Here is a 23,740-nt window from a genome sequence, read left to right as displayed (position 1 = left end):
GGTGACGAACGGTAGCGGGCGGTGAGGGGTGGGCACCGCCGAGGCTCGGGGTGCGGCGCGCGGGGGAGCGGGGGCCACGGCGCGTGTCCGGTAGTGACGGCGCGGTCGCGCAGGGGGCGCGCAAGGGGCACCGGGGGTTCTGTCGGGGGTGCTCGGCGGGCGGTTCGGGCCGGGGGTTCGTAGGCTCGACGCATGGCGGATGCGTACGCGGGGCGGCGGGAGCGGGTGAGGGAGCACTGCAGTGCGGCCGGGGCCGACGCGGCGCTGATCACCCGTGCGGCGAACGTGCGGTACCTGACGGGCTGCGCGCCCTGCGGGGCGAGCCTGCTGCTGACCAGGGAACGGGCGCTGCTCGCGCTGCCGGACGACCTGCCGCCGGACGACTCCGGGGAGCACCTGATCGCTCCGGACATCACCCGGATGCCGGTGGCGGCCGGCTCGGACACCGCGCTGGCCGCCGCGGCCGCCGCCGCGCGGGCCGGGGTGTCGGGCCTGGCGGTGGAGGAGCACGACCTGACCGTCACCCGGCACCGGGCGGTGGGGGGCCGCTCCGAGGGGGCCCGGCTGGTGGACCTCGGGCAGACGGTCGAGCGGCTGCGGGTGATCAAGGACGAGCGCGAGATCGCCGACCTGCGGATCGCCGCCGAGATCGCCGACCAGGCGCTCGGCGAGCTGCTGGAGTCGATCCTGGTCGGCCGCACCGAGCGGCACCTGGCGATGGAGCTGGAGCGCCGGATGATCGACCACGGCGCCGACCGGGCGGCCTTCCCGGTCTCGGTCGGCACCGGCACCCACTCCGGCCAGGCCGCCCACCAGCCGACCGACCGCCGGGTGGAGGAGGGCGACTTCCTGACCGTGGTGATGGGCGCCCAGTACCGCGGCTACGGCGTCTCCACCGCCCGCACCTTCGTGATCGGCGCCACCCCCGCGCCCTGGCAGGTGGAGCTGCACCGGCTGGTCTTCCGGGCCCAGCGGGCGGGGCGGGAGGCGCTCGGACCAGGGGTGGAGCAGTGCGTACCCGACCGGGCGGCCCGGCAGGTCCTGGAGGCGGCCGGCCACGCCGAGGCCTCCCCGCGCCCGGTGGGCCACGGCATCGGGCTGGAGATCCGGGAGGCGCCGCGCCTCGGTCCGTCGGACATGGGTAAACTGGACAGCCGCGTACCGGTCACCGTCGGTCCAGGGGTCCACCTCCCGGGCAAGGGCGGGGTCCGGATCGAGGACACGCTCGTCGTGCGCCCCCTCGAAGAGGGCGGGCCCGAGCTGCTCACCATCACCACCAAGGAGCTCCTCGCCCTGTGACCGCGGCCTCCCGACGGCCGTCGGCGGCAGGACGCAAACCCTTGGTTCCTTGACAGCTATATCCAGGAGTAAGTGCGCCCGTGGCTTCCACGAACGATCTCAAGAACGGCATGGTCCTCAAGCTGGAGGGCGGCAAGCTCTGGTCCGTCGTCGAGTTCCAGCACGTCAAGCCCGGCAAGGGCCCGGCCTTCGTGCGTACCAAGCTCAAGGAGGTCCTGACCGGCAAGGTCGTCGACAAGACCTTCAACGCGGGCACCAAGGTCGAGACCGCCAACGTCGACAAGCGCGGCATGCAGTTCTCGTACAAGGACGGCGAGAACTTCGTGTTCATGGACATGGACACCTACGACCAGCTGACCATCGAGCCGGCCGTCGTCGGCGACGCCGCCAAGTACCTGCTGGAGGGCTTCGAGGCCCTGGTCGCGCAGAACGAGGGCTCGGTCCTGTACATCGAGCTCCCGGCCGCCGTCGAGCTGGTCATCTCCGAGACCGAGCCGGGCGTCCAGGGCGACCGCTCCACCGGTGGCACCAAGCCGGCCACCCTGGAGACCGGTGCCGAGATCCAGGTCCCGCTGTTCGTCGTCACCGGCGACAAGGTCAAGGTCGACACCCGCGACGGCAGCTACCTCGGCCGGGTGAAGTAAGTCCGTGTCGGCCGCACGCAGCAAGGCCCGGACCCGGGCCTTCCAGATCCTCTTCGAGGCCGACCACCGCGGGGTAGACCCGCAGCAGGTCCTCGCCGACTGGGTGGCCCGCGCCCGCGAGCCCAAGCCCGACGAGGGCACCCCGCAGGTCGGTGAGTACACCATGGAGCTCATCGAGGGGTACGTCCAGCACGCTCGCCGCATCGACGACCTGATCGAGCAGTACGCCGTGGGCTGGACGCTCGACCGGATGCCGATCGTGGACCGCAACGTCCTGCGGCTCGGCGCGTACGAGCTGATCTGGGAGGACGGCGTCCCGGACGCCGTCGTCCTGGACGAGGCCGTCGAGATCGCCAAGGAGTTCTCCACGGACGACTCTCCGGCCTTCGTCAACGGCATGCTCGCCCGTTTCCTCGAACTGAAGCCGAGCATCCGCCGGTAGCAGGTCGGCCCCGTGGACGGCCGTCGGACCCGAACAGGTGTCCGGCGGCCGTTCCGCATTTCCCCCCGGGCGGCGTATGGTGAGGAACTACTCGTCAGTAACTTGACGTCCGGAGCCACGCGTGAAGGCAGGTCCCCACATGACCACGGCGATCCGCAGCGAGTTCGACCAGGGCATCGCCCTGACCAGGCACCCCGAGGAGGCCGGCCGCTACGAGGCCGAGCTCGGCGCCGGCTGGCAGATCGGCGGCGGGGTGAACGGCGGACTGCTGCTCGCGGTGGCCGGACACGCGCTGTCGCTGGAGCACGGCACCCACCCGGACCCGGTGTCGATCAGTGGTTACTACCTGTCCGCCTCCGTCCCCGGCCCGGCCACCGTCCGCACCGAGGTGCTGCGCACCGGCCGCAGCCTGTCCACCGGCACCGCCTCGCTCAGCCAGGACGGCGTCGAGCGGCTGCGCGTGGTGGCCAGCCACGGCGACCTCGCCGGCGCCGACGGCGAGGTGCGCACCAGCGCGCAGCCGCCGCAGCTGCCGCCGCCGGACCAGTGCATCGGCGTCGAACACGCGCCCAAGGAGCTGATCGCCCAGGCCGCCCTGCTGGAGCGGTTCGACCTGCGGCTGGACCCGGCCACCGTCGGCTGGGCGCTCGGACAGCCCTCCGGCAACGGGCGGATCCAGGGATGGTTCCGGCTCGCCGACGGCCGCGAGCCCGACCCGCTGCTGCTCCTGCTGGTCGCCGACGCGCTGCCGCCCGTCACTTTCGACCTCGGCATGCCGGGCTGGGCCCCCACCGTCGAGCTGACCGTCCACCTGCGCGCCAAGCCCGCGCCCGGCTGGCTGCGGGTCACCCACGCGACCCGCAACCTGGCCGGGGGCTACTTCGAGGAGGACGCGGAGGTCTGGGACGAGTCGGGCCGGCTGGTCGCGCAGTCCCGCCAGCTGGCCCGGGTGCCGCGGTAGGTCCGGCAGCAGTGCTATTACCGGTGGTTACATTCCTGTGACACGCCGTACGTGTGCGGCGCGCGCGGATGGGGAGGAAGACGGTCAGCGGCGAGCTCGCCGCTGACCGTCAGCCATGACCCGACCGCCGAAGCCAGGAGCCATCCCGTGAGCGAGCGCAGCGAGCGAACAGTCGACAGGCGCGTGTGGGCGAATGCCCCTGCCGAGCGCAGCGAGGTGGGCGCATGAGTCCTCTGGGGCGCGCCCGCCGCAACTCCGACTGCACCGCCGGCGGCTCGCGGCCCGCGGTACGGGCGTCGCACCGGCCGCGGCGGGCCGAGGGTGCCGAGCAGGCGTTCGTCATCGGGGTGCTCACCAACGCCGCGGACTTCGCCCGGGCCCGTGCCTGGGGGATCTCCGACGCCCCCGACCACGAGCGCTACCTGGCCGACACCGCCGAGCTGCTGGCCGAGGCGCTGGAGCGGTTCGACACCGTCCGGGCCCGGATGTTCCACCCGCAGGACTTCGAGGAGTTCTGCGTGCTGCACGGGCTGGACCCGGCCGAGCTCGCCGCCCGCGACCGCTACCTGGTCAACCCGGCCCTGCAGACCCAGCTGCTCGCGTACCAGGGCGAGGAGCTGGCCGGGGACTTCGTGCCGCGGCTGGTGCGCGCCCGGGAGAACGGGCTGACGCTCTGCCACGCCGACCTGCTGCTCGACGGGGGCCTGCACGGGGGCGCGGGTGCGCCCGACGAGGCGGACGTCGCCTGGGTGCGCGCTGCTTACCAGCGCGGGGGCGAGGTGTTCCGGCGGATGCTGGTCGGCGCGGGTGCCGGTGTGTACGAGCTGCGCCTGCGGGTGGACGCGCCCGGCGGGAAGCTGACCGCGGCGGCGCGGGTGCTCCAGTGGGAGGACGGCGTGGTCCGGATCAACGACGAGGACCTGGAGCTGGTCTGCGCGGTCCTCTGCACCGGGCTGGCCCTGGAGCTGCCGGGCGTCGCGGTGCTGCACGGCTCGCAGGGATCGGCCGCCTCCTGCGGAGAGTACCTGCCGGCCTCCTGGGCCTGGTCGAGCGGCGGGCAGGACTGGGCGCCGGCCGACCGGCCGGTCCGGCTGGACGGCGTGGCGGCGCAGCCCGGCTACGGCCTGGGGACGGTCTGCTGACGCCCGCGCCGCCCCGGGGTGGTGTGTCCACACCGCGGCGCGGCCCCCGATTCGGGGAGCCGCGCCGTGACGTTTCTGCTTGCCAGCACTACGGAAACGAGTGCTGGATCGTGCCTGGATCCGCTGGCCGGAGCCGGTGCGGTGAGCCTCAGCTCGCGTCCTCCTCGCGCACCGCACGGCGCGCGTCGGGGTTCAGCACGCCCCACGAGATCAGCTGCTCGGTGAGGATCGACGGCGACTGGTCGTAGATGACGGCCAGGGTGCGCAGGTCGTCCTGGCGGATCGACAGCACCTTGCCGTTGTAGTCGCCGCGCTGGCTCTGGATGGTCGCCGCATAGCGCTGCAGCGGGCCGGCCTTCTCGGAGGGGACCTGGGTCAGTCTCTCCAGGTCGAGGACCAGGCGCGGCGGCGGCTCGGCCGCACCGCCGGGCGTGCCGCCGGGCAGCAGCTCCTGCACCGGGACGCCGTAGAACTCCGCCAGCTCGGCCAGCCGCTGCACGGTGACCGCACGGTCGCCGCGCTCGTACGAACCGACGACGACTGCCTTCCAGCGCCCCTGGGACTTCTCCTCGACACCGTGCAGGGAGAGCCCCTGCTGAGTGCGGATCGCTCGGAGCTTGCCTCCGAGTTGCTTCGCGTAGTCGCTGGACATTGGTCTCCCCGGACGAGATTGCTTCGCGTTCAGTGGTGGGTCACGGGCGATTGCCGACGTCGTTACCGGTGGGTCCGACGTCCGTCTCGTAACTCACTGTGAGGTTACGTAGAGTAAGGTAGTTGCGTCAAGCCGAATGGGGCAGTCGTGCGAATGGCCCGCATCGTCGGCGCGTCCGGAGTGTTAACCCGGGGAAGCGGAATGATGGATGTCTGTTTGCGATCCGGCGCGCTGGTAGAATGACCGAAGCCCGCGCCACGTCGGCGGGGGCCATCCCAGACATCCTTTAAGGCCCGTCCCGTGAGGCGGGGAAGGAGGTCCGCTTCGGCATGACCACACACCACGAACCGACGCCCCGGCCGCCGCACCAGGTGCTGGACGGCACGGACATCGCCCGGGTCGTCACCCGGATAGCGCACGAGATCGTCGAGCGCGCCAAGGGCGCGGAGGACGTCGTGCTGCTCGGCATCCACACCAGGGGCGTCCACCTCGCCCGCCGTCTGCACGGCCGGCTGGCCCAGATCACCGGGCGCGAGATCCCGCTGGGCACCCTGGACATCACCATGTACCGGGACGACCTGCGGCTGAAGCCCGCCCGCGCCCTGGAGCACACCGAGATCCCGCCCGGCGGCATCGACGGCAAGCTCGTCATCCTCGTCGACGACGTGCTCTTCTCCGGCCGCACCATCCGCGCCGCGCTCGACGCGCTGAACGACATCGGCCGCCCGCGCGCCGTCCAGCTCGCCGTCCTGGTCGACCGCGGCCACCGCGAGCTGCCGATCCGCGCCGACTACGTGGGCAAGAACCTCCCCACCTCGCTGCGCGAGGCCGTGCAGGTGCGCCTGTCCGACAGCGACGGCGTGGACGCCGTCCTGGTCGGGGACCGCGACTACACCGCCCGCAGCTCGCAGGCTCTGGCCTCCCAGCCCACCGAACCGCACCTCCCGGAGTAGCCCGCGTGAAGCGCCACCTCGTCTCCGCCGCCGATCTCAGCCGCGACGACGCGCTGCTGATCCTGGACACCGCCGAGGAGCTGGCCCAGCTCTCCGGCCGGGCCGTCAAGAAGCTGCCCACGCTGCGCGGCCGCACCGTCGTCAACCTCTTCTTCGAGGACTCCACCCGGACGAAGACCTCCTTCGAGGTCGCCGAGAAGCGCCTGTCGGCCGACGTCATCAACTTCTCCGCCAAGGGCTCCTCGGTCTCCAAGGGCGAGAGCCTCAAGGACACCGCGCTGACCCTCCAGGCGATGGGCGCCGACGCGGTGGTCATCCGCCACCACGCCTCCGGCGCGCCGGCCCGGCTGGCCCAGTCCGACTGGCTGCACGGCAGCGTGATCAACGCCGGTGACGGCACCCACGAGCACCCCACCCAGGCGCTGCTCGACGCCTTCACCATGCGCCGCCACCTCAACCCGGGTGCCGGCCACGACCTGGCCGGCCGCCGGGTGACCATCGTGGGTGACGTCCTGCACAGCCGGGTCGCCCGCTCCAACGTCCACCTGCTGAACACCCTCGGCGCGCAGGTCACCTTCGTCGCCCCGCCCACGCTGCTGCCGATCGGGGTCGAGAACTGGCCCTGCGAGATCAGCTACGACCTGGACAGCGTGCTGCCCAAGACGGACGCGCTGATGATGCTGCGGGTGCAGCGCGAGCGGATGAACGCCGCGTTCTTCCCGACCGAGCGCGAGTACAGCCGCCGCTACGGCATGAACGGCCGCCGGATGGCCCAGCTGCCGGACCACGCCATCGTGATGCACCCCGGCCCGATGGTCCGCGGCATGGAGATCACCGCCGAGGTCGCCGACTCGCCGCGCTGCACCGCGGTCGAGCAGGTCGCCAACGGCGTCTCCGTCCGGATGGCCGTCCTCTACCTGCTGCTCGGCGGCGCCGTCTTCGCCGACGCGCCCGCCGACACCCCCCGTACCGACTCCGTGGAGACCGCCCAGTGAACGAGAGCAGCGAGCGAACCGGCACCATGGTCAGCTACCTGATCCGCAACGCCAGGATCCTGGGCGGCGCCCCGCAGGACCTCCACCTCGCCGACGGCGTGATCAAGGAGATCGGCACCGGCCTGACGGTCGAGGCGGACATCGAGATCGACGCCACCGGGCTGATCGCCCTGCCCGGGCTGGTCGACCTGCACACCCACCTGCGCGAGCCCGGCCGCGAGGACGCCGAGACCGTGCTGACCGGCACCCGGGCCGCCGCGATGGGCGGCTTCACCGCCGTGCACGCGATGGCCAACACCACCCCGGTGGCCGACACCGCCGGCGTGGTCGAGCAGGTCTGGCGGCTCGGCCAGGAGGCCGGCTACTGCGACGTGCAGCCGGTCGGCGCCGTCACCGTCGGCCTGGAGGGCAAGAAGCTCGCCGAGCTCGGCGCGATGCACGAGTCCGCCGCGGGCGTCCGGGTCTTCTCCGACGACGGCAAGTGCGTGGACGACGCGGTGCTGATGCGCCGCGCCCTGGAGTACGTCAAGGCCTTCGACGGCGTCGTCGCCCAGCACGCCCAGGAGCCGCGGCTGACCGAGGGCGCCCAGATGAACGAGGGCCAGGTCTCCGGCGAGCTCGGGCTCGGCGGCTGGCCGGCCGTCGCCGAGGAGTCGATCATCGCCCGCGACGTGCTGCTCGCCGCGCACGTCGGCTCCCGGCTGCACGTCTGCCACCTGTCCACGGCCGGCTCGGTCGAGATCGTCCGCTGGGCCAAGTCCAAGGGCTGGGACGTCACCGCCGAGGTGACCCCGCACCACCTGCTGCTCACCGACGAGCTGGTCCGCACCTACGACCCGGTGTACAAGGTGAACCCGCCGCTGCGCACCGCCGAGGACGTCCAGGCGCTGCGCAAGGCGCTGGCCGACGGCACCATCGACGCCGTCGCCACCGACCACGCGCCGCACCCGGCCGAGGACAAGGACTGCGAGTGGGCCGTGGCCGCGATGGGCATGGTCGGCCTGGAGACCGCGCTGTCGGTCGTGCAGCAGACCATGGTCGACACCGGCCTGCTGAACTGGGAGGGCGTCGCGGACCGGATGTCGCACCGCCCGGCCCGGATCGGCCGTCTCGCCGGCCACGGCCGGCCGATCTCGGTGGGTGAGCCGGCCAACCTGGTGCTGTTCGATCCCGCGTACCGTGGTGTCGTGAACCCGGACAGCTTCGCCACCCGCAGCCGCAACACCCCCTACAAGGGCCTGGACCTGCCCGGACGGGTGCACGCCACCTTCCTGCGCGGGCGTGCCACCGTGCTGGCCGGCGAGCCGGCCGATCAGGGCGGCGCGGAGTGATGGACCACGCCACGCTCGCCCAGGAGCAGGCGAAGGTCACCAACTGGCCCGGCTACATCGGCTGGTCCGTCGGCCTGCTGATCGTGATCGGCCTCGTCTACTGGCTGATGCGCCAGGGCTGGAACTGGCGGCGCACCCTGCAGTCCGGCATCCCGCCGCTGCCGGCCGTGCCGGCCCGCGCCGGGCGCACCCTCCTGGAGACCAGCGGCCGCTACCACGGCACGACCACCGCCGGGAACTGGCTCGACCGGGTCGTCGCACACGGCCTGGGCACCCGCAGCCGTGCCGACCTCACCCTCGGCGAGGACGGCCTGCTGGTGCAGCGCCCCGGTGACGTCGACTTCTGGATCCCGGTCGAACACCTGACCGGCGCCCGCACGGACTCCGGGATCGCCGGCAAGGTCGTCCCCTCCGGGCTGCTCGTCGTCACCTGGACGCTCCCCCAGCCTTCGGCCGGGGGGACCCCCGTGGGCACCATCGAGCTGGACTCCGGCTTCCGGGCCGACCACCCCGATGAGCACGCCGCCTGGGTCGAGGCGATCGCTCAGCTCGCAACACGCACGAAGACGAAGACGGAAGAGGCCGCCCAATGACCGCACCTGCCCCCACCACGCAGCGCCATCGGCGGGAGCGTACGCCCGCCGTGCTCGTCCTGGAGGACGGCCGGACCTTCCGCGGCCAGGCCTACGGCGCCATCGGCGAGACCTTCGGCGAGGCGGTCTTCAACACCGGCATGTCCGGCTACCAGGAGACCCTGACCGACCCGTCGTACCACCGCCAGGTGGTCGTGATGACCGCCCCGCAGATCGGCAACACCGGCTGGAACGACGAGGACGACGAGTCCAAGCAGATCTGGGTCGCCGGCTACGTGGTGCGCGACCCCGCCCGGGTCGCCTCCAACTGGCGCTCCCGCCGCTCGCTCGACGAGGAGCTGGTCAACCAGGGCGTCGTCGGCATCAGCGGCATCGACACCCGCGCGCTGACCCGCCACCTGCGCGAGCGCGGCGCGATGCGCTGCGGCATCTTCTCCGGCCAGGCGCTGGCCGACCAGGCCACCCTGCTCGCCCGGGTGCAGCAATCGCCCGAGATGAAGGGCGCCGACCTGTGCGCCGAGGTCGCCACCACCGAGCCGTACGTGGTGCCCGCGATCGGTGAGAAGCGCTTCACCGTCGCCGCGCTGGACCTCGGCATCAAGGCGATGACCCCGCAGCGGATGGCCGAGCGCGGCATCGAGGTGCACGTGCTGCCGGCCAACGCCACCCTGGAGGACGTCTACGCGGTCAACCCGGACGGCGTCTTCTTCTCCAACGGCCCGGGCGACCCGGCCACCGCCGACCACCAGGTCGCCGTCGCGCAGGGCGTGCTGGAGCGCAGGACCCCGTTCTTCGGGATCTGCTTCGGCAACCAGATCCTCGGCCGCGCCCTGGGCTTCGGCACCTACAAGCTCAAGTACGGCCACCGCGGCATCAACCAGCCGGTGCAGGACCGCACCACCGGCAAGGTCGAGGTGACCGCCCACAACCACGGCTTCGCCGTGAACGCCCCACTGGACAAGGTGAGCGACACCGCCTACGGGCGGGTCGAGGTCTCCCACGTCTGCCTCAACGACGACGTGGTCGAGGGCCTCCAGGCGCTCGACGTCCCCGCCTTCAGCGTGCAGTACCACCCCGAAGCGGCCGCCGGTCCGCACGACGCCGCCTACCTGTTCGACCGCTTCGTGAAGCTCATGGAGGGCCAGCGTGCCTAAGCGCACTGACATCAAGTCCGTCCTGGTGATCGGCTCCGGCCCGATCGTGATCGGCCAGGCCGCCGAGTTCGACTACTCGGGTACGCAGGCCTGCCGGGTCCTCAAGGCCGAGGGCCTGCGGGTCGTGCTGGTCAACTCCAACCCGGCCACGATCATGACCGACCCGGAGATCGCCGACGCCACCTACGTCGAGCCGATCACCCCGGAGTTCGTCGAGAAGATCATCGCCAAGGAGCGCCCCGACGCGCTGCTGCCGACCCTCGGCGGCCAGACCGCGCTCAACACCGCGATCTCGCTGCACGCGGCCGGCACGCTGGAGAAGTACGGCGTCGAGCTGATCGGCGCCGACGTCGAGGCGATCAACAAGGGCGAGGACCGCGACCTCTTCAAGGGTGTCGTCGAGGCCGTCAACGCCAAGATCGGCCACGGCGAGTCCGCCCGTTCGGTCATCTGCCACACCATGGACGAGGTGCTGGCCGGCGTCGACACGCTCGGTGGCTACCCGGTCGTCGTCCGCCCCTCCTTCACCATGGGCGGCGCCGGCTCCGGCTTCGCCCACAACGAGGAGGACCTGCGCCGCATCGCCGGCCAGGGCCTGACCCTCTCTCCGACCACCGAGGTGCTCCTGGAGGAGTCCATCCTCGGCTGGAAGGAGTACGAGCTGGAGCTGATGCGCGACAAGCACGACAACGTCGTGGTCGTCTGCTCCATCGAGAACTTCGACCCGATGGGCGTGCACACCGGTGACTCGATCACCGTCGCCCCGGCGATGACCCTCACCGACCGCGAGTACCAGATCCTGCGCGACATCGGCATCGCCGTCATCCGCGAGGTCGGCGTCGACACCGGCGGCTGCAACATCCAGTTCGCCGTCAACCCCGAGGACGGCCGGGTCATCGTCATCGAGATGAACCCCCGCGTCTCCCGCTCCTCGGCACTCGCCTCCAAGGCCACCGGCTTCCCGATCGCCAAGATCGCCGCCAAGCTGGCCGTCGGCTACACCCTCGACGAGATCCCCAACGACATCACCGAGGAGACCCCGGCCTCCTTCGAGCCGACCCTCGACTACGTCGTGGTCAAGGTGCCGCGGTTCGCGTTCGAGAAGTTCCCGAGCGCCGACGCGACGCTGACCACCACCATGAAGTCGGTCGGCGAGGCCATGGCCCTCGGCCGCAACTTCCCCGAGGCGCTCCAGAAGGCGCTGCGCTCGCTGGAGAAGAAGGGCTCCCAGTTCTCCTGGACCGGCCCGGTGGGCGAGAAGGCCGAGCTGCTGGCCAAGGCGGTCGTGCCGACCGACGGCCGGATCAACACCGTGATGGAGGCCATCCGGGCCGGCGCCACCCCGGAGGAGGTGTTCGAGGCCACCAAGATCGACCCGTGGTTCGTCGACCAGCTCTTCCTGCTGGACGAGATCGCCGCCGAGCTGACCGAGGCCGCCGAGCTCACCCCCGAGCTGCTGCGCCACGCCAAGCGGCACGGCTTCTCCGACCAGCAGATCGGCGAGATCCGCGGCCTGAAGCCGGACGTGGTCCGCGAGGTGCGCCACGCCCTCGGCATCCGCCCGGTGTTCAAGACCGTCGACACCTGCGCCGCCGAGTTCGCCGCCAAGACCCCGTACTTCTACTCGTCCTACGACGAGGAGAACGAGGTCGCCCCGCGCACCAAGCCCGCCGTGATCATCCTGGGCTCGGGCCCGAACCGCATCGGCCAGGGCATCGAGTTCGACTACTCCTGCGTGCACGCCTCCTTCGCGCTCGCCGACGCCGGGTACGAGACCGTCATGGTCAACTGCAACCCGGAGACCGTCTCCACCGACTACGACACCTCCGACCGGCTCTACTTCGAGCCGCTCACCCTGGAGGACGTCCTGGAGATCGTCCACGCCGAGCAGCAGGCCGGCCCGCTCGCCGGAGTGATCGTCCAGCTCGGCGGCCAGACCCCGCTGGGCCTGGCCCAGGCGCTCAAGGACAACGGCGTGCCGATCGTCGGCACCCAGCCCGAGGCGATCGACCTCGCCGAGGAGCGCGGCGCCTTCGGCCGCGTCCTGCGCGACGCCGGCCTGCCCGCGCCCAAGCACGGCACCGCCTTCTCCTTCGAGGAGGCCAAGGCGATCGCCGACGAGATCGGCTACCCGGTGCTCGCCCGCCCGTCCTACGTGCTCGGCGGCCGCGGCATGGAGATCGTCTACGACGAGGCCTCGCTCGCCTCGTACCTGGAGCGGCACGCCGGTCTGATCTCCGAGCACCCGGTGCTCATCGACCGCTTCCTCGACGACGCGGTGGAGATCGACGTCGACGCGCTCTACGACGGCACCGAGCTGTACCTCGGCGGCGTCATGGAGCACATCGAGGAGGCCGGCATCCACTCCGGCGACTCCGCCTGTGCTCTGCCCCCGATCACCCTCGGCGGCTTCGACATCAAGCGTCTGCGCGCCTCCACCGAGGCCATCGCGCGTGGTGTCGGTGTCCGCGGCCTGATCAACATCCAGTTCGCGCTGGCCGGGGACATCCTCTACGTCCTGGAGGCCAACCCGCGCGCCTCCCGGACCGTCCCGTTCACCTCCAAGGCGACCGCCGTGCCGCTGGCCAAGGCCGCCGCCCGGGTCTCGCTCGGCGCCACCATCGCCGAGCTGCGCGCCGAGGGCCTGCTCCCGGCCGAGGGCGACGGCGGCACGCTGCCCGCCGACGCGCCGATCGCGGTCAAGGAGGCCGTGATGCCGTGGAGCCGCTTCCGCGACGTCCACGGCCGCGGGGTGGACACCGTGCTCGGCCCGGAGATGCGCTCGACCGGTGAGGTCATGGGCATCGACAAGGTCTTCGGCACGGCCTACGCCAAGTCGCAGACCGGCGCCTACGGCGCGCTGCCGACCAAGGGCAAGGTCTTCGTCTCGGTGGCCAACCGGGACAAGCGCAACCTGCTCTTCCCGGCCCGGGCGCTGGTCGGCCTCGGCTTCGAGCTGCTCGCCACCGCCGGCACCGCCGAGGTGCTCCAGCGCGGCGGCATCCCCGCCACCGTGGTGCGCAAGCACAGCGAGGGCGAGGGCCCGAACGGCGAGCGGACCATCGTCCAGCTGATCCACGACGGCGAGGTCGACCTCATCATCAACACGCCGTACGGCACCGGCGGCCGCCTCGACGGCTACGAGATCCGCACCGCGGCCGTGGCCCGCGCGGTGCCCTGCCTGACCACCGTCCAGGCGATGGGCGCGGCCGTCCAGGGCATCGACCGGCTGCTGCGCGACGAGGTCGGAGTGATGTCGCTCCAGGAGCACGCCGAGCTGATCAACGCCGGCCGCAAGTAGCGCCACCGCAGTGGGGGGCACCGAAGCCAGTCGGGTGCCCCCCACTGCCATGCCCGCCCACCGTCCCCCAGCCTTCGGCCGGGGGTGCCCCCAGGCCCACCGCCACCCTTCTTTCGACGGGCTGCGCCCGCGCCCACGTCCGGTAACAGCTCCGGGAGTTGAACCACCCTTGTACAAGCTTCTGTTCGACCTCGTCTTCAAGAAGATGGACCCGGAGAAGGCCCACCACCTCGCCTTCTTCTGGATCCGCCTCGCCTCCTCGGTGCCCGGCCTGCGCACCCTGGTGCGGCTGGTGCTCGCCCCGCGTGACCGGGCCCTGCGCACCGGTGCCCTCGGCCTCGACCTGCCCGGCCCGTTCGGCCTGGCGGCCGGCTTCGACAAGAACGGCGTCGGCATCGACGGTCTGTCGATGCTCGGCTTCGACTACGTCGAGATCGGCACCATCACCGGCGAGCCCCAGCCGGGCAACCCGGCGCCCCGGCTGTTCCGCCTGGTCGAGGACCGCGCGCTGATCAACCGGATGGGCTTCAACAACCAGGGCTCGGCCCGGGTCGCCGCCCGACTGGCCGCCCGCCCGCACACCAGCTCCACCCCGGTGATCGGCGTCAACATCGGCAAGACCAAGGTGGTCGAGGAGGCCGACGCCGTCGCCGACTACGTGAAGTCCACCGAGCGGCTGGCCAAGTACGCCGACTACCTGGTGGTCAACGTCAGCTCGCCGAACACCCCCGGGCTGCGCAACCTCCAGGCCGTGGACCACCTGCGGCCGCTGCTGGCCGCCGTCCGCGAGGCCGCCGACCGCACCACCGCGCACCACGTGCCGCTGCTGGTCAAGATCGCCCCCGACCTGGCCGACGAGGACGTCGACGCGGTCGCCGACCTCGCCCTGGAGCTGGGCCTGGACGGCATCATCGCCACCAACACCACGATCGGCCGCGAGGGCCTGCGCACCGACGCCGGGCGGGTCGAGGAGATCGGCATGGGCGGCCTGTCCGGCGCCCCGCTCAAGGCCCGCGCCCTGGAGGTCCTCCAGCGGCTGCGCGCCCGCACCGAGGGCCGGCTGACCCTCGTCTCGGTCGGCGGCATCGAGACCGCCGAGGACGCCTGGCAGCGGATCGTCCACGGCGCCGACCTGGTCCAGGGCTACAGCGCCTTCATCTACGAGGGCCCGTTCTGGTGCCGGAAGATCCACAAGGGCCTGTCCGCCAAGGTCCGCGCGGGCGGTTTCCGCAACCTCGCCGAGGCCGTCGGCAGCGCCGTGCGCAGCTCCTGAACTCCTCCCCACCACCTCCGGAAAGAGACGACATGACCCTCGCCCCGTTCGGCGCCCGGCTGCGCCAGGCCCTCGACACCCGCGGCCAGCTCTGCGTCGGCATCGACCCGCACGCCTCCCTGCTCGCCGCCTGGGGTCTCGGCGACGACCTGGCCGGGCTGGAGGCCTTCAGCCGCACCGTGGTCGAGGCGCTGGCCGACCGGGTGGCCGTGCTCAAGCCGCAGGCCGCCTTCTTCGAGCGCTTCGGCAGCAAGGGCGTCGCGGTGCTGGAGAAGACCGTCGAGGAGGCCCGGGCGGCCGGCGCGCTGGTCCTGATGGACGCCAAGCGTGGCGACATCGGCTCCACCATGGCCGCGTACGCCGAGGCCTTCCTGTCGCCGGGCAGCCCGCTGTTCTCCGACGCGCTGACGGTCAGCCCGTACCTGGGCTTCGGCTCGCTGCGCCCGGCCCTGGACCTGGCCCGGGAGCAGGGCTGCGGCGTGTTCGCGCTGGCGCTCACCTCCAACCCGGAGGGTGCCGAGGTGCAGCGTGCGGTGGGCGCGGACGGCGAGCCGGTCGCGGCCTCGGTGCTGCGGCAGCTGGCGGCCGAGAACGCGGGCGCCGCGCCGCTCGGCTCCTTCGGCGCGGTGGTCGGCGCGACGCTGGCCGACGCGGGCGTGGAGCTGGCCATCAACGGTCCGCTGCTGGCCCCCGGGATCGGCGCCCAGGGCGCGACCATGGCGGACCTGCCGCGGGTGTTCGGCGGCTCGGTGATCAACGTGGTGCCGAGCGTCAGCCGGGACGTGCTCAAGCACGGCCCCTCGGTGCCGGCGCTGCGGGAGGCGGCGGAGCGCTTCGTCGGCGAGTTCGCGGACGCCGTCAAGTAGGTCCGAGGCCGTCGGGCGGGGCGGCCGGGCATCAGTCCGGTGACGTGCGCAGTGTCCGCAGGACGGCGTCGGCGTCCGCGCGTTGACGTGAGCGCCGTCACATCGACCCTGTCAAAGTCTCGCAATCGCGGTCATTTTGCCCCGGAAAGTCCTGGTCGGCCTCGGCTGACCAGGACTTTTCGTGTTCTTTTCCTGACGTGGCGCCGCAATGCGGGTAGTGTCCGGCGATAGGTCATCGGCGAGCCGCGATTTCCGCGTCTCCCGCAGGTCAGGGCCTTGTGGTTCCCCTTGCGGACGGTGTCCTCGGTACCGAACCAGTCCTAGCTCAATCCCTTCCATCCACACCCTGAGGTGAACGGCGTGGCTCTTCCGCCCCTTACCCCTGAACAGCGCACCGCCGCGCTCGCCAAGGCCGCCGAGGCTCGCCGGGAGCGCGCCGAGGTCAAGAACCGGCTCAAGCACTCCGGCGCCTCCCTGCGCGAGGTGATCAAGGCCGGCAAGGCCGACAACGACGTCATCGGCAAGATGAAGGTCTCGGCCCTGCTGGAGTCCCTTCCGGGCGTCGGCAAGGTCCGCGCCAAGCAGATCATGGAGCGCCTCGGCATCAGCGAGAGCCGGCGTGTCCGCGGCCTCGGTACGAACCAGATCGCTTCCCTGGAGCGGGAGTTCGGCGGTGGCGCTGCCTGACCGTGCCCCCGTGGTCCCAGGATCCCCCGCGATCCGGGATAATCGGTGCATGAGTGAGCGTCCGCGGCTGACCGTGCTCTCCGGCCCTTCGGGGGTCGGCAAGAGCACGGTCGTCGCTCATATGAGGAAGATGTACCCCGAGGTCTGGCTCTCGGTGTCGGCGACGACCCGCCACCCGAGGCCCGGCGAGAAGAACGGGGTCCAGTACCACTTCGTCGACAACGACGAGTTCGACAAGCTGGTCGCCAACGGCGAGCTGCTGGAGTGGGCCGAGTTCGCCGGGAACCGCTACGGAACCCCGCGCGCGGCCGTGCACGAGAAGCTGGAGCGCGGCGAGCCGGTGCTGCTGGAGATCGACCTCCAGGGTGCCCGGCAGGTGCGCGAGTCGATGCCCGAGGCGCAGCTGGTCTTCCTGGCCCCGCCGAGCTGGGACGAGCTGGTCCGCCGGCTGACGGGCCGGGGCACCGAGCCGCAGGACGTGATCGAGAAGCGTCTGGAAGCGGCCAAGGTCGAGCTCGCGGCCGAGCCCGAGTTCGACACGACCCTTGTCAACACCTCCGTCGAGCAGGTAGCGGCCGAACTGCTAGCCTTGCTCGGTGTAGCCTGACCTGTCTGTCTTTTCCACCCTTTCGGAAGGTTTTAGCGTGTCCTCTTCCATGACCGCGCCCGAGGGCATCATCAACCCGCCGATCGACGAGCTGCTCGAGGCCACCGACTCCAAGTACAGCCTCGTGATCTACGCCGCCAAGCGCGCGCGCCAGATCAACGCGTACTACTCCCAGCTCGGCGAGGGCCTGCTGGAGTACGTCGGCCCGCTGGTCGACACCCACGTGCACGAGAAGCCGCTGTCGATCGCGCTGCGCGAGATCAACGCGGGCATGCTGACCGCCGAGGCGGTCGAGGGCGCCGCCTGAGGCAGCCCCGTACCTTTCCCGGAGGGCCCGGCGGAATCGTTTCCGTCGGGCCCTCCGGTGTTCCGGCTCCGGGGTGGGGCACCGTGCGGGTGCCGACCGAGGGGTCGTAGGGTGAGCGGGTTCCGGATCGGGAGAAAGGTCGGTACGTGACTGTGGACGCCCCCCGCGTGGTCCTCGGCGTGAGCGGCGGGATCGCCGCCTACAAGGCGTGCGAGCTGCTGCGCCGCTTCACCGAGTCCGGCCACCAGGTCACCGTGGTGCCGACCGCGGCCGCGCTGCACTTCGTCGGCGAGGCGACCTGGGCGGCACTGTCCGGGCGCCCGGCCGCCACCGAGACCTGGGAGCGCGTGCACGAGGTGCCGCACGTGCGGATCGGGCAGCAGGCCGACCTGGTCGTGGTCGCCCCGGCCACCGCCGACCTGATCGCCAAGGCTGCCCACGGCCTCGCCGACGACCTGCTGACCAACACCCTGCTCACCGCCCGCTGTCCGGTCGTGCTGGCGCCCGCCATGCACACCGAGATGTGGGAGCACCCGGCCACCCAGGACAACGTGGCCACGCTGCGCCGCCGGGGCGTGATCGTGCTGGAGCCGGCCGTCGGGCGGCTGACCGGCAAGGACACCGGCAAGGGACGGCTCCCCGAGCCGTCGGTGATCTTCGACGCCTGCCGGGCCGTGCTGCGCCGGGGCGGGGCGGTGCCGGCCGACCTGGCCGGCCGGCACGTGGTGGTCTCGGCCGGCGGTACCCGGGAGCCGCTGGACCCGGTGCGCTACCTGGGCAACCGCTCGTCCGGCAAGCAGGGCTACGCGCTCGCCGTGACGGCCGCGGCGCGCGGGGCCAGAGTGACGTTGCTCTCGGCCAACGCCGAGCTGCCGGACCCGGCCGGGGTGGACGTGGTGCACGTCTCGACCGCGCTGGAGCTGCGCGAGGCGGCGCTGAAGGCGGTCCGGGACGCGGACGCCGTGGTCATGGCCGCGGCGGTGGCGGACTTCCGCCCCGCCGAGTACGCGACCGGCAAGATCAAGAAGGTCGAGGGGGTCGAGCAGGCGCCCGTCGCACTGGTCCGCAATCCCGACATCCTGGCCGAGCTGTCGGCCCACCGGGCCCGTTCGGGTCAACTCGTGGTGGGTTTCGCGGCGGAGACCGACGACGTGCTCGCCAACGGCCGCGCCAAGCTCGCCCGCAAGGGCTGTGACCTGCTCGTCGTGAACGAGGTGGGCAACGGCAAGGCCTTCGGCACGGACGTCAACGAGGCCGTGGTACTGGGCTCGGACGGCAGTGAGACGGCCGTTCCGGTGGGCCCGAAGGAGGCGCTCGCGGACGTGGTCTGGGACCTGGTGGCAAAGCGGCTGGAAATGGGCGGCAACTGATCGGAACCGCTCGCGCAGCGGTCGAGAATTCCTGAAGCGGGTGACGTTCTCCGGAACCAGACCGTTAGACTCCAGGAATCAAGTCTTTCCGGAGTTCCCCGGTTCGCCCGGGGAACTTCAGTCAGCAGCCGCTGCAACCCCAGGGAGCGCTGTGTCTCGCCGCCTGTTCACCTCGGAGTCCGTGACCGAGGGCCACCCCGACAAGATCGCTGACCAGATCAGCGACACCATCCTTGACGCTCTCCTGCGGGAGGACCCGACGTCCCGGGTCGCCGTGGAGACGCTCATCACCACCGGCCAGGTGCACGTGGCCGGCGAGGTGACCACCAAGGCGTACGCGCCGATCGCCCAGCTCGTCCGGGACAAGATCCTGGAGATCGGCTACGACAGCTCCAAGAAGGGCTTCGACGGCGCCTCCTGCGGCGTCTCGGTGTCCATCGGTGCCCAGTCGCCCGACATCGCGCAGGGTGTCGACACCGCGTACGAGGCCCGGGTCGAAGGCGACGAGGACGACCTGGACAAGCAGGGCGCCGGTGACCAGGGCCTGATGTTCGGCTACGCGTCCGACGAGACGCCCGAGCTCATGCCGCTGCCGATCACCCTGGCGCACCGCCTCTCCCGCCGCCTGACCGAGGTGCGCAAGAACGGGACCATCCCCTACCTGCGTCCCGACGGCAAGACCCAGGTCACCATCGAGTACGACGGCGACAAGGCCGTCCGCCTCGACACCGTGGTCGTCTCCACCCAGCACGCCAGCGACATCGACCTGGAGTCGCTGCTCACCCCGGACATCCGCGAGTTCGTGGTCGAGCCGGAGCTGAAGGCGCTGGCCGAGCAGGGCATCAAGCTGACCACCGAGGGCTACCGCCTGCTGGTCAACCCGACCGGCCGCTTCGAGATCGGCGGCCCGATGGGTGACGCCGGCCTCACCGGCCGCAAGATCATCATTGACACCTACGGCGGCATGGCCCGCCACGGTGGCGGCGCCTTCTCCGGCAAGGACCCGTCCAAGGTGGACCGCTCGGCCGCGTACGCGATGCGCTGGGTGGCGAAGAACATCGTCGCCGCCGGCCTCGCCCGCCGCGCCGAGGTGCAGGTCGCATACGCGATCGGCAAGGCCGAGCCGGTCGGCCTGTTCGTGGAGACCTTCGGCACCGAGACCGTGCCGGTCCTCTCCATCCAGAAGGCCGTCTCCGAGGTCTTCGACCTGCGTCCCGCCGCGATCATCCGCGACCTGGACCTGCTGCGCCCGATCTACGCCCAGACCGCGGCGTACGGCCACTTCGGCCGTGAGCTGCCGGACTTCACCTGGGAGCGCACCGACCGGGTGGAGCAGCTGAAGGCCGCCGTGCAGGACTGACGTCCGCGGCTCCTGATCCGTAGCGCCCGAAGCGGCGTCCGACTCCGAACGGGGGCGGGCGCCGCTTCGTGCATTGTCGGTGTGACCTGGTAGTACTTGGTGGCGATGAGCAGCACAGGGGACAACGGGGCCGGCGAGCCGGAGCAGCTGGCGTTCATCCGGGAGACGGTCAAGCGGGCCAAGCCGCGCACCTGGCGCGGGGCCAAGCGGGCCGAGCACCTGCCGGTGGCCCGGGTCGTGGTGGACAAGGGCGTGCTCACCATCGACAAGTTCTTCGACTACGAGGTGCCGGCCGGCATGGCCGAGGAGGCCCAGCCCGGAGTGCGGGTGCGGGTGCGCTTCGGGGCGCGGGTGGTGAAGGGCCAGCGCGAGGGCGGGGAACTGCACGACGGGTTCATCGTCGCCCGGCTGGAGAAGAGCGACTTCCCCGGCCCGCTCGCCCCGCTGGCCCAGGTGCTCTCGCCCGAGCCGGTGCTCACCCCGCAGCTGCTGCGGCTGTGCCGGACCGTCGCCGACCGGTACGCCGGGACGCTGGCCGACGTGCTCCAGCTGGCCGTCCCGCCCCGGCACGCCAAGGCCGAGGCCGAACCCTCGCCGCCGCCGCTGCCGCGCCCGGCCGCCCCGGCCCCCGGTGGCTGGCAGCGCTACCCGGCCGGGTCCGACTTCCTCGCCTCGCTGGCCGGGGGCGGCTCGCCGCGCGCGGTCTGGGCGGCGCTGCCCGGGCCCGGCTGGCCGTACGAGATCGCGCGGGCGGTGGCCGCGACCCTGGCGAGCGGGCGCGGGGCGCTGGTCGTGCTTCCGGAGGGGCGCTCGGTGGCCCGGGTCGACCAGGCGCTGACCGAGCTGCTCGGCCCCGGGATGCACGTGGCGCTGGAGGCCGACCTCGGTCCGCGCGAGCGCTACCGGCGCTGGCTCGCGGTGAGCCGGGGCTCGGTGCACGCCGTGGTCGGCACCAGGGCCACCATGTTCGCGCCGGTCCGGGACCTCGGGCTGGTCGTCGTCTGGTCGGACGGGGACGGCAGCCACAGCGACCCGCGCTCCCCCCACCCGCACGTGCGCGAGGTGGCGCTGCTGCGCGCCGCCGAGGAGGGCGCGGCGGTGCTGCTCGGGGGGCACGCGGTGACGGTGGAGGGCGCGCAGCTGGTCAGCACCGGCTGGGCGCGACCGCTGGTCGCGGACCGGGAGACGGTGCGGCAGGTCGCGCCCAGGGTACGGACCGTCACCGACCAGGACCAGCACCGGGACGCCGCCGCACAGGCCGCCCGGCTCCCCTCGGTGGCCTGGGAGGCCGCCCGGGAGTCGCTGGCCGCCGGGCACCCGGTGCTCATCCAGGTGCCCCGGCGCGGCTACGTGCCCCGGCTGGCCTGCGGGCGCTGCCGCACCCCCGCCCGCTGCCGGCGCTGTGAGGGGCCGCTGGAGGCGCCCTCGGCGGACGCCGCGCTGTGCTGCGGCTGGTGCGGGGAACCGGAGAACGACTGGCACTGCCCCGAATGCGGGTCCTTCCGGCTGCGGGCCCAGGTGGTCGGGGCCCGGCGGACGGCGGAGGAGCTGGGCAAGGCGTTCGCGCGCATCCCGGTGCGGACCTCGGGCCGGGAGGCGGTGCTGACCACCGTGCCGGACGAGCCCTCCCTGGTGATCTCCACGCCCGGTGCGGAGCCGGTGGTGGAGGGAGGCGGCGGGTACGGGGCCGCGCTGCTGCTGGACGGCTGGGCGCTGCTCAGCCGGCCGGACCTGCGGGCGGGGGAGGAGGCGCTGCGGCTCTGGCTCGCGGCGGCCGCGCTGGTGCGGCCCTCGACGGAGGGCGGGACGGTGGTCGTGGTCGCCGAGCCCTCGGCCCGTCCGGTGCAGGCGCTGGTGCGCTGGGATCCGCTGGGGCACGCCGGGCTGGAGCGGGACGAACGGGCGCAGCTGCACTTCCCGCCGGTGTCCCGGATGGTCTCGGTGAGCGGGAGCCCCTCGGCAGTGGCGGACCTGCTGAACCTGATCCGGCTCCCGGAGGGAGCGGACGTGCTGGGGCCGGTGCCGGTGCCGGCGCTGCGGGGGGAGGAGCAGGAGCGCGCGCTGCTGCGGGTGCCGCCCGGGCAGGGGGCCGCGCTGGCGGCGGCGCTCAAGGCGGCGCAGATCGCGCGGATCGCGCTGCGGACGGCGGAGCCGGTGCGGGTGAGGGTGGATCCGACGGACATCGGCTGAGCGACGGGCGGGGCTTCAGCGTGGTTTCGGGTGCGTGCTGCGGGTTCGGTGGCCCGGCGGTCTTCGTGGCCCGGTGGCCCGGTGGGGCGGGGTGAGTGGGCCACCCCGCCCCGGACGGCCCGGCTGCGGCGGCTCGGTCAGCCGCGCAGCGGGATGCCGGGTCGGTCCGCGTGGGGGCGGTCGACGGGGGTGCTGCGGTCGGTCGTGCCGCGGTCGACGGGGGTGTGGTCCACGGGGCCGCGATCCGTCGTGGTGCGGTCGATCGTGCCGCGGTCCAGGCCGCCGCGCTCCAGGCCGCCCCGCTCCAGACCGCCCCGCTCCAGGCTGCTGCGGTCCAGACCGCCCTGGCGGGCCGCCGGGACGGTCGTGGCCAGACCGGTGCGCTCGGCGGCGGGCAGCTCCTCGGAGCGGTCCGGGCGGCTCTGGCCCGGGACGGCACCGCTCGCGGCGAGGAGCTCGCTGGTCGGGCGACGCATGCCGTAGCGCCGGTGCACGGCCTGCTTGGTCACCCCGAGGGCGGAGCCCACCGAGTCCCAGGAGAAACCCAGCGCCCGGTCGAACTCGACCGCCGCCGCCACCAGGGTCTCCACGCTCTCCCGCAGCTCCTGCGCCAGGCGCACGGTCGGCGCCGGCGCCCGCCCGTACACCACGAAGCCGGCCGAGGTGCTCGGTCGGCGCGGACGGTAGACGTTGCCCAGTTGCGCGGTGAGCGTCCGCAGCGCGTCGACCTGCCGCCTCACCCGCTCGATGTCCCGCACCAGCAGGTGCAGGCTCGCCCGCGCCCGGGCGTCGTGGTTGATCTGCTCGGCCATGGCCTACGTGCCACCTTCCGTACGGTTCAGCTCGGCCGGGGCGCGGTGTCCCGTGCGTCCGGCCCTGGTCAATCTCTCTTGACCAACGCCGAAGCGGGGGCCGGGGTAACGCCGCTCGGCACAGTCGGGCCGTGCCGGACGCCGATCCGGCCCCGGGGAAGCCCTCGGCGGGCGGCCGTGCGGGGTTGCATAGACTGGCGGGTGAACCAGCCCGACCGCAGCCCGCGCCCCTACGGACAGGAGCCCGTACCCCGTGGCGATCCAGCCGATCCGTCTCTTCGGAGACCCCGTCCTGCGGTCCACCGCCAAGCCGGTGACCACCTTCGACAAGGAACTGCGCAAGCTGGTCCGCGACCTCACCGACACCATGCTGGACGCCCCCGGCGCCGGTCTTTCCGCGCCCCAACTCGGTGTTTCCCTGCGGGTGTTCACGTACCACGTGGACGGTGTCACCGGGCACCTGATCAACCCGGACCTGTCGCTGAGCGAGGAGGAGCAGGACGGCCCCGAGGGCTGCCTGTCGCTGCCCGGCCTGCGCTACGACACCAAGCGCTCGTACGGCGTGGTGGCCAAGGGCTTCAACATGTACGGCGATCCGGTGACCCTGGAGGGCACCCAACTGCTCGCCCGGTGCATCCAGCACGAGACCGACCACCTGGACGGCATCATCTTCATCGACCGGCTCGACCGCGAGCAGCGCAAGTCCGCGTTGAAGGCGATCCGGGAGGCGGACTGGGGCGGCGGGCCGGCCCCGGTGGTCAAGGTCTCGCCGCACAGCACCTTCGGTTCCGCCCGCTGACC

The 23,740-nt window shown here is 72.4% G+C and carries 21 protein-coding genes and 1 pseudogene; 20 read left to right on the top strand and 2 right to left on the bottom strand.

Features of this window, described 5'->3' with window-relative positions; all coding sequences use genetic code 11:
- Positions 1-192 precede the first annotated feature (192 nt).
- From AB0O11_RS12745 to AB0O11_RS12725, 5 genes are all read left to right on the top strand, one after another.
- Positions 193-1,299: an aminopeptidase P family protein gene (locus tag AB0O11_RS12745; RefSeq protein ID WP_363385018.1), complete on the top strand. Its 1,107-nt coding sequence runs from the start codon at positions 193-195 to the stop codon at positions 1,297-1,299.
- Between the two features lie 80 nt (positions 1,300-1,379).
- A complete protein-coding gene (efp, locus tag AB0O11_RS12740) occupies positions 1,380-1,943 on the top strand; it encodes an elongation factor P (RefSeq protein WP_224276679.1) in 564 nt (187 codons plus the stop codon).
- A gap of 4 nt (positions 1,944-1,947) precedes the next feature.
- A complete protein-coding gene (gene nusB / locus AB0O11_RS12735; RefSeq protein WP_030290257.1) occupies positions 1,948-2,385 on the top strand; it encodes a transcription antitermination factor NusB in 438 nt (145 codons plus the stop codon).
- Between the two features lie 139 nt (positions 2,386-2,524).
- A complete protein-coding gene (locus AB0O11_RS12730) occupies positions 2,525-3,346 on the top strand; it encodes a thioesterase family protein (RefSeq protein ID WP_363385013.1) in 822 nt (273 codons plus the stop codon).
- 224 nt (positions 3,347-3,570) lie between these two features.
- The gene (locus tag AB0O11_RS12725; RefSeq protein ID WP_363385010.1) at positions 3,571-4,488 is read left to right on the top strand and encodes a hypothetical protein; all 918 of its coding nucleotides are present in this window, start codon (positions 3,571-3,573) and stop codon (positions 4,486-4,488) included.
- 148 nt (positions 4,489-4,636) lie between these two features.
- Here AB0O11_RS12725 and AB0O11_RS12720 read toward each other — a convergent pair whose 3' ends face one another.
- The gene (locus AB0O11_RS12720; protein ID WP_030056198.1) at positions 4,637-5,140 is read right to left on the bottom strand and encodes a transcriptional regulator; all 504 of its coding nucleotides are present in this window, start codon (positions 5,138-5,140) and stop codon (positions 4,637-4,639) included.
- A gap of 329 nt (positions 5,141-5,469) precedes the next feature.
- Here AB0O11_RS12720 and pyrR point away from each other — a divergent pair, with 329 nt between their 5' ends.
- The 14 genes from pyrR to AB0O11_RS12650 all read left to right on the top strand — a co-directional run bounded on the left by pyrR (position 5,470) and on the right by AB0O11_RS12650 (position 22,127).
- On the top strand, positions 5,470-6,093 hold the full coding sequence (gene pyrR, locus AB0O11_RS12715) for a bifunctional pyr operon transcriptional regulator/uracil phosphoribosyltransferase PyrR (RefSeq protein ID WP_363385007.1): 624 nt from the start codon (positions 5,470-5,472) through the stop codon (positions 6,091-6,093).
- Positions 6,094-6,098: 5 nt separating this feature from the next.
- Complete coding sequence (locus tag AB0O11_RS12710; RefSeq protein WP_363385004.1) at positions 6,099-7,088, top strand: aspartate carbamoyltransferase catalytic subunit; 990 nt, start codon at positions 6,099-6,101, stop codon at positions 7,086-7,088.
- A 26-nt stretch (positions 7,089-7,114) separates the two neighbouring features.
- Complete coding sequence (locus AB0O11_RS12705) at positions 7,115-8,419, top strand: dihydroorotase (protein WP_363385493.1); 1,305 nt, start codon at positions 7,115-7,117, stop codon at positions 8,417-8,419.
- On the top strand, positions 8,419-9,012 hold the full coding sequence (locus tag AB0O11_RS12700; protein ID WP_363385001.1) for a hypothetical protein: 594 nt from the start codon (positions 8,419-8,421) through the stop codon (positions 9,010-9,012). Before AB0O11_RS12705 ends, AB0O11_RS12700 begins: the two co-directional genes overlap by 1 nt.
- Positions 9,009-10,166, top strand: a complete 1,158-nt coding sequence (gene carA, locus AB0O11_RS12695) for a glutamine-hydrolyzing carbamoyl-phosphate synthase small subunit (protein WP_363384998.1) — start codon at positions 9,009-9,011, stop codon at positions 10,164-10,166. Before AB0O11_RS12700 ends, carA begins: the two co-directional genes overlap by 4 nt.
- Entirely contained in the window at positions 10,159-13,467 is a 3,309-nt protein-coding gene (gene carB, locus AB0O11_RS12690; protein ID WP_363384995.1) for a carbamoyl-phosphate synthase large subunit, read from the top strand. The genes carA and carB overlap by 8 nt, the downstream gene beginning before the upstream one ends.
- 169 nt (positions 13,468-13,636) lie before the next feature.
- Complete coding sequence (locus AB0O11_RS12685) at positions 13,637-14,740, top strand: quinone-dependent dihydroorotate dehydrogenase (RefSeq protein WP_224276695.1); 1,104 nt, start codon at positions 13,637-13,639, stop codon at positions 14,738-14,740.
- Positions 14,741-14,772: 32 nt separating this feature from the next.
- Positions 14,773-15,606 carry an orotidine-5'-phosphate decarboxylase gene (gene pyrF, locus AB0O11_RS12680; RefSeq protein ID WP_363384991.1) on the top strand — a complete coding sequence of 278 codons (834 nt, stop codon included), beginning with the start codon at positions 14,773-14,775 and terminating at the stop codon, positions 15,604-15,606.
- Positions 15,607-15,966: 360 nt separating this feature from the next.
- Positions 15,967-16,293, top strand: coding sequence for an integration host factor, actinobacterial type (gene mihF / locus AB0O11_RS12675; protein ID WP_363384988.1), 327 nt, complete (start codon positions 15,967-15,969; stop codon positions 16,291-16,293).
- A gap of 49 nt (positions 16,294-16,342) precedes the next feature.
- Positions 16,343-16,900, top strand: coding sequence for a guanylate kinase (gene gmk, locus AB0O11_RS12670; protein ID WP_224276698.1), 558 nt, complete (start codon positions 16,343-16,345; stop codon positions 16,898-16,900).
- 37 nt (positions 16,901-16,937) lie between these two features.
- A complete protein-coding gene (gene rpoZ, locus AB0O11_RS12665; protein WP_188297240.1) occupies positions 16,938-17,207 on the top strand; it encodes a DNA-directed RNA polymerase subunit omega in 270 nt (89 codons plus the stop codon).
- Positions 17,208-17,359: 152 nt separating this feature from the next.
- Entirely contained in the window at positions 17,360-18,577 is a 1,218-nt protein-coding gene (gene coaBC, locus AB0O11_RS12660) for a bifunctional phosphopantothenoylcysteine decarboxylase/phosphopantothenate--cysteine ligase CoaBC (RefSeq protein WP_363385490.1), read from the top strand.
- Positions 18,578-18,728: 151 nt separating this feature from the next.
- Positions 18,729-19,937, top strand: coding sequence for a methionine adenosyltransferase (gene metK, locus AB0O11_RS12655; protein ID WP_224276700.1), 1,209 nt, complete (start codon positions 18,729-18,731; stop codon positions 19,935-19,937).
- A 105-nt stretch (positions 19,938-20,042) separates the two neighbouring features.
- A complete protein-coding gene (locus tag AB0O11_RS12650) occupies positions 20,043-22,127 on the top strand; it encodes a primosomal protein N' (RefSeq protein ID WP_363384983.1) in 2,085 nt (694 codons plus the stop codon).
- A gap of 312 nt (positions 22,128-22,439) precedes the next feature.
- Here AB0O11_RS12650 and AB0O11_RS12645 read toward each other — a convergent pair.
- Positions 22,440-22,939, bottom strand: a pseudogene (locus AB0O11_RS12645) (hypothetical protein); the annotation flags it as partial.
- Between the two features lie 253 nt (positions 22,940-23,192).
- Here AB0O11_RS12645 and def point away from each other — a divergent pair.
- Positions 23,193-23,738 (top strand): peptide deformylase, encoded by a 546-nt coding sequence (def, locus tag AB0O11_RS12640; protein WP_363384980.1) that lies wholly within the window; start codon positions 23,193-23,195, stop codon positions 23,736-23,738.
- The last annotated feature ends 2 nt before the right edge of the window (positions 23,739-23,740 follow it).

Origin of the sequence: Kitasatospora sp. NPDC093102 (assembly GCF_040683915.1) — a bacterium.
Taxonomy (GTDB): Bacteria; Actinomycetota; Actinomycetes; order Streptomycetales; family Streptomycetaceae; genus Kitasatospora.
The sequence above is the reverse complement of the archived record's forward strand: the minus strand, read 5'-3'. Positions and strand labels throughout refer to the sequence as shown.

What these genes read in the sequence shown, in the direction of transcription:
- AB0O11_RS12720 (WP_030056198.1), bottom strand. Translation starts at nt 5,140, where the DNA reads ATGTCCAGCGACTACGCGAAGCAACTCGGAGGCAAGCTCCGAGCGATC.
- AB0O11_RS12725 (WP_363385010.1), top strand. Translation starts at nt 3,571, where the DNA reads ATGAGTCCTCTGGGGCGCGCCCGCCGCAACTCCGACTGCACCGCCGGC.
- AB0O11_RS12705 (WP_363385493.1), top strand. Translation starts at nt 7,115, where the DNA reads ATGGTCAGCTACCTGATCCGCAACGCCAGGATCCTGGGCGGCGCCCCG.
- AB0O11_RS12700 (WP_363385001.1), top strand. Translation starts at nt 8,419, where the DNA reads ATGGACCACGCCACGCTCGCCCAGGAGCAGGCGAAGGTCACCAACTGG.
- AB0O11_RS12650 (WP_363384983.1), top strand. Translation starts at nt 20,043, where the DNA reads ATGAGCAGCACAGGGGACAACGGGGCCGGCGAGCCGGAGCAGCTGGCG.
- AB0O11_RS12730 (WP_363385013.1), top strand. Translation starts at nt 2,525, where the DNA reads ATGACCACGGCGATCCGCAGCGAGTTCGACCAGGGCATCGCCCTGACC.
- pyrF (WP_363384991.1), top strand. Translation starts at nt 14,773, where the DNA reads ATGACCCTCGCCCCGTTCGGCGCCCGGCTGCGCCAGGCCCTCGACACC.
- AB0O11_RS12745 (WP_363385018.1), top strand. Translation starts at nt 193, where the DNA reads ATGGCGGATGCGTACGCGGGGCGGCGGGAGCGGGTGAGGGAGCACTGC.
- gmk (WP_224276698.1), top strand. Translation starts at nt 16,343, where the DNA reads ATGAGTGAGCGTCCGCGGCTGACCGTGCTCTCCGGCCCTTCGGGGGTC.
- carA (WP_363384998.1), top strand. Translation starts at nt 9,009, where the DNA reads ATGACCGCACCTGCCCCCACCACGCAGCGCCATCGGCGGGAGCGTACG.
- pyrR (WP_363385007.1), top strand. Translation starts at nt 5,470, where the DNA reads ATGACCACACACCACGAACCGACGCCCCGGCCGCCGCACCAGGTGCTG.